Below are 9,949 nucleotides of genomic sequence, written 5' to 3'. Positions count from 1 at the left end.
CCTGCGGTGATTATTCGAAGAAGCATTCCTTAGTGGAGCACAAATCAACAGCCCAATTTAACACAGCCTTTTTATATTGTTAGATTTCCGTTAACAAATGAAAAATTCTTGTCAGTGTTTCTGACACATTCACTGACAAAATCTAATAATTTGGTTAACTTTTACATTAAATACAGTTTATAAGGGGAGATTGGGATGTACCGGACGAATGAAATTAAATTGGCAGAGAGAATTATTCAGTTAGATAAGTTAAGGGATGAGCTTTATGAAGAGTTACTGAAAAAGATTGGTACAAAAGGTCATGACCTGTTACGAGCACTTCAAAATCATTGAGGAGTTGATTGGAATGTCTAATCAATTGCGTAAAGGAGTCGAAACACTTAAACTATACTACATTAATAGATTAATTGAATCTGGTCTTTATGATGCTTCTGAACATGAACTTAACTCCCTCACATTAAGTGAACTAGATAATATTTTCAAAAAGGTATTTCCCTCCAAAGAGCAAAATTAATAACTTAAAAAAATCACCTACTAACCTATACTGCCTTGTATCAGAATCCAATCAATGTAAGGAAAATTAACATAAAATATTGTACCTAATCATAGTAGAGCGTGGTGAAAATAAAAAATGGCAAATGATTCTTCCTATAAAGACAAGAAAGTTATAACAATTGGAATTGTCAGGGACCTAACAGGTCTTTCTGAGAGGCAAATTCGCTATTATGAGGAACGAAAATTAATTTTTCCTGAAAGATCCTCAGGTGGAAGCCGGAAATATTCCTTTGCAGATGTGGAGTTGTTAGTGGAAATAGCTAACAAAATCGAAGATGGTGTTCAAACCCATGAAATTAGAAAAGAAATGCTCCGAGCTCAAAAAACCCAAAATCAAAATGATGTTAGAAGAAAAATGATCCAAGGACAATTGAATGCTCAGTTCGGTTTACGAAAAGGTCCATCTTCTTAATAAAGAAGATGGATTTTTTCTTCTCCTTTCAAAAACCATGTTAGGAAACCTCACACAATTGTAGAATCCACATCAAATCCATGTAAAAATACAAATACATCGAATGTTAAGAAAATTAACATGAATTTAAAGGGGGAGAAATGATGGAAACTATATTCTTAATGAACAGTCTTTGGGTAATGGTTGGAGCAGTTCTTGTTATTCTCATGATTGGAGGATTCATCCTGCTGGAGACTGGATCAACACGAATGAAAAATGCCGGACATATTGCAGGAAAAACGATACTTACCTTTGGTATCTCTTCAATCGTATTTTGGGCAGTAGGGTATGGCTTAATCTTCGGAGAAGGAAACCCACTAATTGGACTTTCGGACTTCTTCTACTCTGGATATGACGTCGAAGGCTTAGCACTTTCAGGTTCCGTATTCTTTTTATTCCAATTAGCCTTTGCAGGTATTTCATTAACGATTGCTTTTGGAGGCTTTGCAGAACGAGCTAAATTAGGAGCATACCTCGTGTTTGCCGTACTATTTTCAGTCATTGTTTATCCTCCTATTGCCCACTGGATTTGGGGCGGAGGCTGGTTAGCAGAACATGGTAAACAAGATTTCGCAGGCTCAACGGTTGTTCACTTAACAGGTGCAATGGCTGCATTCGCAGCTACATTAATCCTAAAACCACGTATTGGAAAATACAATAAAGATGGTTCAGCAAACAATCTTGCAGGACATAACCAAGTATTTACTGCTCTTAGTGTTTTAATCTTATGGGTGGGATGGTTCGGATTTAATGCAGGCAGTACGGTTTCTGTTGATGGAGCATTCTTTGGATTCGTAGCACTTAATACAAACTTAGCGGCTGGTGCCGGGGTTATCGCAGCTATGATTATCTCTTGGATTGTCATGGGTAAAGCAGATGTTCCAATGATGTTAAATGGTGCCTTAGCAGGATTAGTAGCCATTACAGCTTCTTGTGCCTTTGTTGATACATGGGCTGCAGTCCTAATCGGTTTCATTTCAGGATTTCTTGTATTTTATAGCATTCGATTCTTTGAAAGGAAAGGAATTGATGATCCAATCGCTGCCCTTTCTGTTCACGGTACAGCAGGTATTTGGGGAACATTATCAACAGGATTCTTTGCCACACCAGAATTAGCAACTGTTGGAGAGCCTGGATTATTTTATGGAGGCGGATTACACCAGCTTGGAGTTCAAGCATTAGGTGTTGTAAGCAGTGGTGCTTTTGCTTTCATCGTTTCCTTTATCCTGTTAACGATTATGAAAGCTGTTATGAATGGCTTGCGTGTTACAGAAGAAGAAGAAATTATTGGTCTTGACATGAGCGAGCATGGAAGCTACGGTTACCCTGAAATGGTAAAAGCAGAAAAAACGGTAATAAGTTCAGAGCCAAAGTTGAACGCTTAATAGCCTTAGTTCTATAGTCAGTCCCCATCCCCTTTCATGCAGCAAGGGGATGGAATTTTATTTATTTGGAGGTGAACTGAATGAATGAACAGCTACTTAGAGATTAGAAGATTCCGTGATGACCAGATTATTTGGGTTTCTCGCAGTCATTTTCAATTAAATCAGTTACATGATGAAATCATCCATCGTGTAATCACAGTTTCTATTAATCAGATGGCAGAAAGATACGGTCCTGCCCCCTGCCCTTTTACCTTTTTTATGATGGGTAGTGCTGGACGGTTTGAGCAATCCGTATGGAGCGATCAGGATCATGGCATTATTTATCAACAGCAAGGCACTGAAATAAATGAATACTTTTTAGCATTAGGGAAAGAAATCTCACAAGGCTTGCAGCTAGCCGGCTATGTCTATTGTGATGGCGGAGTAATGGCCAGCAATCCTTTATGGTGTAAATCAGTATCCGAATGGAGGCAGCAATTAGCCAATTGGCTGCTTGACTCAAGCTGGGAATTGATTCGTCAATTATTGATTTTCATTGATGGGCGATCGCTTTATGGTGACACAAGCCTTCTAGAAAGCTTAAAAATAGAAGTATATCAGACTATCCACAAAGAGAACCTCTTAAAAAAATTACTCAGTAATACCTTACACCTCAAAAAAGGAATTGGCATATTAGGTCAAATCCTAGTGGAAACACACGGGCAACATTCTGGATCGCTAAATATTAAGGAAAAAGCCCTTTTTCCATATGTAAATGCGATACGTCTTTTGGCCATAAAAGGGAATATTTTCGAAACCTCTACTCTTTCAAGGCTTGAAAAGCTGCCTGAGGTTGAACTTCCTACTATTAAAAGAGAACTATATCACCAACAATTTTTAAAATTACTAAACTTTCGTCTATCACTAACAAAACCTGACAATTACGAAAATAGCCATTATCTGTCTATGGCTTCCCTTTCCAAAAAGCAAAAGGAAGAAGTAAAAGAAATACTAAAAAATGGGGCTGCCCTTTATCGTTATGTAAGAAATTTAGTAGATAAGGAGGATACCTAATGGGAATGAATGATATGATCCACTTTTTCAGACAAATGTCAGGAAGACTTGGTTCCAACATTTATGCTGGTGTTCAAGGGCATGCTAACATGCAAAATATCTCTTTTATTAGACAGCTGCAAAAAGAAGTGAAAGACAGTAACTGCTTAGACACACCTCTTCACGAATTAAAGGTTGTGGTGTTTGATTTAGAAACAACTGGTTTCTATCCGGAGAAGGGAGATAGAGTCATCTCCATTGGCGCCATTAAGATGACAGGGCAGCGAATCAAGGAAACAGAAACTTTTTATTCCCTAGTTCATTCCCCAGATAGTCTTTCAGATGAAATCTCCGTCCTGACCAACATTACGGATGAAGATTTACAATCAGCACCATTGGCTTCAGAAGTGTTAATGGAATTCTTCAGATTTGTACAAAATCATGCACTTGTAGCCCACCACTCGAAGCATGAACAGTCCTTTATGCAAAAAATGACATGGGATTTACTAAAAACTAGATTTGAGCACCGCATCATTGACACCTCCTTCTTACTTCGTCTTTCAAATCCTAGTATAAAATCGTTGCCTCTTGAAGTTGTGTGTAAGGAATGTGGAATAGAAATAACCAACCGGCACCATGCCCTTGGCGATGCCAAACTGACAGCACATATTTGGGGGCATTATTTGGAGCTCGCTGAAATGAAGGGTTATAAAAACTTACGTGAAGTATACGAATACCTTGCGAAACTAAGATAGCAGGCAAAGGCCAAAACAAGTATAGTGAAAAACTAATGTACATCCTTTTTTAATAGAACGGCTTAGTAATCCAAGCTGTTTTTTCAGTTGACAATAGTAGAATCCTCGCATGAAATCACTCCTTCTCACTCTTCTTTTTTACCCTCAAAAAATATTTTTTTACTATTTTTATTTCTCACCAACCTTAATCTGACAATAATGAAAACGCTATCAACTTTTTAGATTTATTTGAATTGTCAGATTTTTATGTTGACCAAGATTTAGATTGGGTGTAAGATAACTGAAAATATAATTTGAATTAAATATTCTAATTAATGAAACTGCCTTCAGTCATTCCTTTAAACAGGAAATTAGGCATGGGTATTATTTTACAATCGATTTTAATTATCTAAAGCGTTGTATGACTAAAAGGAGTGGTTAGGTTGGGAAGTCAATGGATATTCCTTGACGAAAAATTCGTCAAGAAAGAGGATGCTGTAGTTTCAGTTTTTGACCATGGGTTTTTATATGGAGATGGAGTATTTGAAGGCATTCGTGTTTACAGCGGAAACGTCTTTAGACTCGATGCCCACCTAAAAAGACTGTTCGAATCAGCACAATCCATTATGCTGAAAATTCCTTATACACAGGAAGAAATAACACAATTAATTGTGGATACAATCAGAAAAAATGAATTAGACAGCGCCTATATTCGTGTTGTAGTTTCACGAGGTAAAGGAAATCTCGGCCTTGACCCTTCCTCCTGCGCAAAGCCCAGCGTTATTATTATCGCAGAGGAATTGAAAATGTTTCCTCAAGAATATTACGATCGAGGAATCAAAATTGCCTCTGTGCCAAGCAGAAGAAATCGTCCGGATGTCCTAAGTCCACAAATTAAATCATTAAATTATTTAAATAATATTCTTGTTAAATTAGAAGCCAATCAGGCTGGTGTAGAAGAAGCTTTAATGCTCAATGATCAAGGTTATGTAACAGAAGGCTCTGCTGACAATATCTTCATTGTAAAAAATGGTGTAATCTTTACCCCTCCTGTTTACTTAGGAGCGTTAGAAGGAATTACCCGAAACGCAATCATTGATGTGGCAAGAGCAAAGGGTTACGAGGTTCGAGAATCTCCATTCACTCGTCACGATGTTTATGTTGCGGATGAGGTGTTCTTAACCGGAACAGCTGTAGAAGTTATTGCTGTTATTAATGTTGATGGCCGTGAAATTAATGGCGGTAAACCAGGAATTGTTACAAACGACCTTTTAGAAGAATTCAGAAAAATCGTAACAACGGACGGAGTGGCTTGTTATCCTGAATCTACAAACCACGCTATTGTCAGTTAGGAGATAAAACAATGCGAAGCGATATGATTAAAAAGGGGATTGATCGTGCTCCCCACCGCAGCCTATTATACGCAACTGGGGTAACAGTGAAGGACCTAGAAAAACCGTTTATCGGTGTCTGTAACTCATTTATTGAAATTATCCCTGGGCACAAACACCTTAATCATTTCGGTGAAATCGTTAAAGAAGCGATAAGAGAAGCTGGCGGAATACCTTTTGAATTTAACACAATTGGCGTAGATGACGGAATTGCAATGGGGCATGTTGGGATGCGTTACTCCCTTCCCAGCCGTGAAATTATCGCTGATAGTGCAGAAACAGTAATTAATGCTCATTGGTTCGATGGTGTATTTTACATTCCGAACTGCGACAAAATCACACCAGGAATGTTAATGGCAGCAGTCAGAACCAACGTCCCTTCTGTTTTTGTTTCAGGTGGTCCAATGGAAGCCGGTGTTTCTTCTACCGGAAAAAACCTTTCTCTCACTTCTGTATTTGAAGGAGTAGGAGCATACCATAGTGGAAAAATGACACAGCAGGAGCTGCTTGATATCGAAACTGCAGCTTGCCCTACTTGCGGATCTTGTTCTGGAATGTTTACTGCAAATTCGATGAACTGTTTGATGGAAGTGTTAGGGATGACGGTTCCGGGTAACGGAACGATTGTAGCTACTTCTGAAGAAAGACACGAGTTAATTCGACAAGCAGCGAAACACTTAGTTGAATTAGTGAAAAACGATGTTAAACCACGAGATATCATTACCAGAGAAGCAATTGACAATGCATTCGCTTTAGATATGGCAATGGGGGGATCGACGAACACCGTTCTACATACCCTAGCCATCGCTCATGAGGCTGGTATTGACTATGATTTACGAGAAATTAATAAAATTGCTGAACGAGTTCCATATTTAGCAAAAATTATGCCTGCATCCGATTACTCTATGGATGATGTACACTGCGCAGGCGGGGTGAGTGCAATCCTTAATGAGCTATGTAAAGTAGAAGGTGCACTGCATCAAAATTGTTTAAGTATTACAGGTAAGACTCTTGCTGAAAATGTGAAGGAAGCAACAATAACAAATGAAACTGTCATTCGGACCAAAGATAATCCATATAGCCCTGTTGGTGGACTATCCATCCTATATGGAAACATTGCTCCAGATGGCGGGGTTATCAAAGTTGGTGCTGTGGATCCTTCCATTAAAACCTTCCTTGGTGAAGCAATTGTTTTTGAGTCCCAAGAGGAAGCTCAAGAAAACATTAATAATGGCTTAGTTAAGGCTGGTCACGTTGTTGTCATTCGTTACGAAGGACCAAAAGGCGGACCAGGAATGCCAGAAATGCTAGCCCCGACATCAGCTATTGCTGGTCGTGGATTAGATAAAGAAGTTGCTCTCATTACAGACGGTCGTTTCTCAGGTGCCAGCAGAGGAATCTCAATTGGGCATATTTCACCAGAAGCTGCTGAAGGCGGTCCTATCGCACTCGTTAAAAATGGTGACAAGATCCTCATTGATTTACTGGAAAGAACAATTGAATTAATCGTTGATGACGAGGTACTGGCAGAAAGACGCCGTCTATGGCAAAAGCCAGAGCCAAAAATCAAAACTGGCTACCTAGCCAAATACGCAAAGTTAGTTACATCCGCCAACACTGGCGGGGTTATGAAGATATAGTCACTGTCACTTTAACCTACTCAGGGTTTAGGCTCCCTTTTAATCGCCGAGGTTAAAGACATTTCAGTAGATTTGAAAAGTTTATAGAAAAAATCGATGACGGGAATAAAGGAATAAGAAAATGTATTTTCAGAGAGCTGGGGTTGCTGGAAGCCCAGTAATACACCTTATTCCGACATCATCCCTGAGTATTGAGCTGAACAGTCCTAACTTATTAGGCTCAATCGGGTGTACTCTTAGGCACCTGTTACAAAAAGAAGCGGTTATGATTTTATTTAGCTGCTTCATGAGGCAGTATTCGTGAGGATACTGTAAAAACCGGGTGGTACCGAGAAATGGAAGGCCTTTTCTCCCCGATATATTCTGCTTTTGTTTTCAACTGCAGTTTATTTCGGAGGCGAAAATGGCCTTTTACTATTTAAACCAGATATCAATTTAGGTAATGTCATTGAATGACTTTTTAAAAGATTTGAACATCCATAAGGAGGGATTACGAGGTGAAAGTAGAAGCAAAGCCGGACGTCCAAACCAGTACGGCACCGAAAACGGGTGCAGACCTGCTCATTGACTTATTAATTAATGAAGGTGTTGAAACGCTTTTCGGGTATCCGGGTGGTGCCGTTCTGCCAATATATGATGCGATTTATCGTGCAAGAGGAAGCATTAAACACGTCCTCTTCCGTCACGAGCAAGGAAGCATTCATGCAGCTGAAGGTTATGCACGGATAACTGGGAAACCTGGGGTTGTAATCGCTACTTCTGGTCCTGGGGCAACCAACCTGGTTACGGGAATTACAGACGCGATGATGGATTCTTTACCCCTAGTGATTTTCACTGGTCAGGTTGCAAGAGGTGTCATTGGAACGGATGCATTTCAGGAAGCAGACGTAATGGCTATCACAACACCTATCACCAAACATAATTATCAGGTTCAAGACATTTCTGACTTGCCAAGAATTGTAAAAGAAGCCTTTCATATTGCTTCAACAGGCAGACCTGGTCCGGTTTTAATTGATATTCCAAAGGACATCTCTGCAGGAGAATTATCCGAGATACCTGAAGAAGTAACAGTTCACCTTCCAGGTTATCAACCAACAACAAAGCCAAATCCACTGCAAATTAAAAAACTTGCAGAAGCGATTACAAAGTCTATGAAGCCCGTTTTACTTGCTGGTGCTGGCATTCTTCATGGTAAAGCTTCTAAAGAGTTAACCGCTTTTGCTGAAAAGCACAAGATTCCAGTTGTAAATACACTTCTCGGTCTTGGAACTTTCCCAGCAAACAATCCACTTTCTCTCGGGATGGGCGGTATGCATGGAACATACACAGCAAACATGGCAATATACGAATCAGATTTACTAATCAATATCGGTGCCCGCTTTGATGATCGACTTACAGGAAATCTAAAGCACTTCGCTCCAAATGCCAAGGTTGCCCATATTGATATCGATCCTGCTGAAATTGGTAAAAACGTTCCAACAAATATTCCGATTGTTTCTGATTCAAAGGAAGCTCTAGTTGAATTAATGAACCAGACAGCAGAATCACCCGATACTGAAGGATGGTTAGAAACGCTTACTAAGTATAAAGAGGAATTCCCATTATGGTATAAACACAATCCAAACGGGATGTCTCCTCAATGGCTGATTGAAGCCATTCATAAAGTAACTAACGGTGAGGCGATCGTCACGACGGATGTTGGCCAGCACCAAATGTGGGCCGCTCAGTATTACAATTTTGAAAAACCACATCGCTGGGTTACATCCGGTGGACTTGGAACAATGGGCTTTGGCTTCCCTGCTGCAATTGGAGCACAAATGGCTTCTCCAGGAAGTACAGTAGTAGCCATTGTTGGTGATGCTGGATTCCAGATGACCTTACAAGAGTTATCCGTAATCTATGAACAGAACCTTCCAGTTAAAATTATCATTGTCAATAACGGTGCCCTAGGTATGGTTCGACAATGGCAGGAATTGTTACATGGCAACCGGATTTCTGAATCTATCCTTAATACGCAGCCAGATTTTGTGAAGCTTGCTGAGGCCTATCATATCAGAGGATTAAAGATTGAAAGCCAAGAAGAATTGATCACAAAGCTACCTGAAGTATTTGCTTATGACGGTCCTGTTTTAATGGATTGCCGAGTACTGCAGCAGGAAAAAGTCTTCCCGATGATTGCTCCTGGCAAAGGGATACATGAAATGATTGGGGTGAAACCATCATGAAGCGGATAATATCTTTAACTGTTCAGGACCGAAGTGGTGTCTTAAATCGAGTCACTGGTTTATTGCAAAGACGGCAATTTAATATTTCAAGTATTTCCGTCGGTCCAACAGAAACCGAAGGCATTTCAAAAATGACCTTGGTAGTTGAAGTCGAAGATGAGCAGCGCCTTGAACAAGTTACCAAACAACTAAACAAGCAGATTGATGTTTTAAAGGTTTCTGATATTACAGATAAAGCAATTGTAGCCCGTGAACTGGCTCTAATAAAAGTAGCTGGCAGCTCACAGCTTCGAAGTGAAATTAACGGGATTGTTGACCCATTCCGCGCCTTGGTTATTGATGTAAGTAAAGATAGCTTAACGATTCAGATTACCGGGCGCCCAGACAAGATTGATGCATTGATTGACCTGCTTCGCCCATATGGAATTAAAGAGATTGCTAGAACAGGATTGACCGCCTTCTTACGCGGACATCAGCCACAAGTTAACGAGTTAACTACCTACTCTCAAATAAAATAAACATTTTGGAAGGATGAT

Annotated in this window: 10 protein-coding genes; all 10 read left to right on the top strand. The window is 39.7% G+C overall.

Going from position 1 to position 9,949, the window contains the following annotated elements:
• Positions 1-195 precede the first annotated feature (195 nt).
• Positions 196-333: a hypothetical protein gene (locus CHI06_RS29870; protein ID WP_179292674.1), complete on the top strand. Its 138-nt coding sequence runs from the start codon at positions 196-198 to the stop codon at positions 331-333.
• 13 nt (positions 334-346) lie between these two features.
• Entirely contained in the window at positions 347-514 is a 168-nt protein-coding gene (gene fbpA / locus CHI06_RS17670; RefSeq protein ID WP_179292673.1) for a Fur-regulated basic protein FbpA, read from the top strand.
• A 117-nt stretch (positions 515-631) separates the two neighbouring features.
• Positions 632-967 carry a MerR family transcriptional regulator gene (locus CHI06_RS17665; protein ID WP_095249942.1) on the top strand — a complete coding sequence of 112 codons (336 nt, stop codon included), beginning with the start codon at positions 632-634 and terminating at the stop codon, positions 965-967.
• A gap of 143 nt (positions 968-1,110) precedes the next feature.
• Positions 1,111-2,391: an ammonium transporter gene (locus tag CHI06_RS17660; protein ID WP_095249941.1), complete on the top strand. Its 1,281-nt coding sequence runs from the start codon at positions 1,111-1,113 to the stop codon at positions 2,389-2,391.
• Between the two features lie 84 nt (positions 2,392-2,475).
• Positions 2,476-3,444 carry a DUF294 nucleotidyltransferase-like domain-containing protein gene (locus tag CHI06_RS17655; protein ID WP_095249940.1) on the top strand — a complete coding sequence of 323 codons (969 nt, stop codon included), beginning with the start codon at positions 2,476-2,478 and terminating at the stop codon, positions 3,442-3,444.
• Positions 3,444-4,178, top strand: a complete 735-nt coding sequence (locus tag CHI06_RS17650; protein WP_095249939.1) for an exonuclease domain-containing protein — start codon at positions 3,444-3,446, stop codon at positions 4,176-4,178. Before CHI06_RS17655 ends, CHI06_RS17650 begins: the two co-directional genes overlap by 1 nt.
• Positions 4,179-4,600: 422 nt before the next feature.
• Positions 4,601-5,509 (top strand): branched-chain-amino-acid transaminase, encoded by a 909-nt coding sequence (ilvE, locus tag CHI06_RS17645; RefSeq protein ID WP_095249938.1) that lies wholly within the window; start codon positions 4,601-4,603, stop codon positions 5,507-5,509.
• A gap of 11 nt (positions 5,510-5,520) precedes the next feature.
• The gene (gene ilvD / locus CHI06_RS17640; protein WP_095249937.1) at positions 5,521-7,188 is read left to right on the top strand and encodes a dihydroxy-acid dehydratase; all 1,668 of its coding nucleotides are present in this window, start codon (positions 5,521-5,523) and stop codon (positions 7,186-7,188) included.
• Positions 7,189-7,685: 497 nt separating this feature from the next.
• Positions 7,686-9,413: an acetolactate synthase large subunit gene (gene ilvB / locus CHI06_RS17635; protein ID WP_095249936.1), complete on the top strand. Its 1,728-nt coding sequence runs from the start codon at positions 7,686-7,688 to the stop codon at positions 9,411-9,413.
• Positions 9,410-9,931 (top strand): acetolactate synthase small subunit, encoded by a 522-nt coding sequence (gene ilvN / locus CHI06_RS17630; protein ID WP_095249935.1) that lies wholly within the window; start codon positions 9,410-9,412, stop codon positions 9,929-9,931. Before ilvB ends, ilvN begins: the two co-directional genes overlap by 4 nt.
• Positions 9,932-9,949: the final 18 nt, after the last annotated feature.

Source organism: Bacillus sp. 7884-1, from assembly GCF_002272245.1.
Lineage (GTDB): Bacteria > Bacillota > Bacilli > Bacillales > Cytobacillaceae > Neobacillus.
Note: the sequence above shows the minus strand (reverse complement) of the source record. Positions and strands in the feature narration are given on the sequence as shown.

Coding starts and splice junctions, on each gene's coding strand:
- ilvD (WP_095249937.1), top strand. CDS start 5,521: ATGCGAAGCGATATGATTAAAAAGGGGATTGATCGTGCTCCCCACCGC.
- CHI06_RS17660 (WP_095249941.1), top strand. CDS start 1,111: ATGGAAACTATATTCTTAATGAACAGTCTTTGGGTAATGGTTGGAGCA.
- CHI06_RS17665 (WP_095249942.1), top strand. CDS start 632: ATGGCAAATGATTCTTCCTATAAAGACAAGAAAGTTATAACAATTGGA.
- CHI06_RS17655 (WP_095249940.1), top strand. CDS start 2,476: ATGAACAGCTACTTAGAGATTAGAAGATTCCGTGATGACCAGATTATT.
- CHI06_RS29870 (WP_179292674.1), top strand. CDS start 196: ATGTACCGGACGAATGAAATTAAATTGGCAGAGAGAATTATTCAGTTA.
- ilvN (WP_095249935.1), top strand. CDS start 9,410: ATGAAGCGGATAATATCTTTAACTGTTCAGGACCGAAGTGGTGTCTTA.
- CHI06_RS17650 (WP_095249939.1), top strand. CDS start 3,444: ATGGGAATGAATGATATGATCCACTTTTTCAGACAAATGTCAGGAAGA.
- fbpA (WP_179292673.1), top strand. CDS start 347: ATGTCTAATCAATTGCGTAAAGGAGTCGAAACACTTAAACTATACTAC.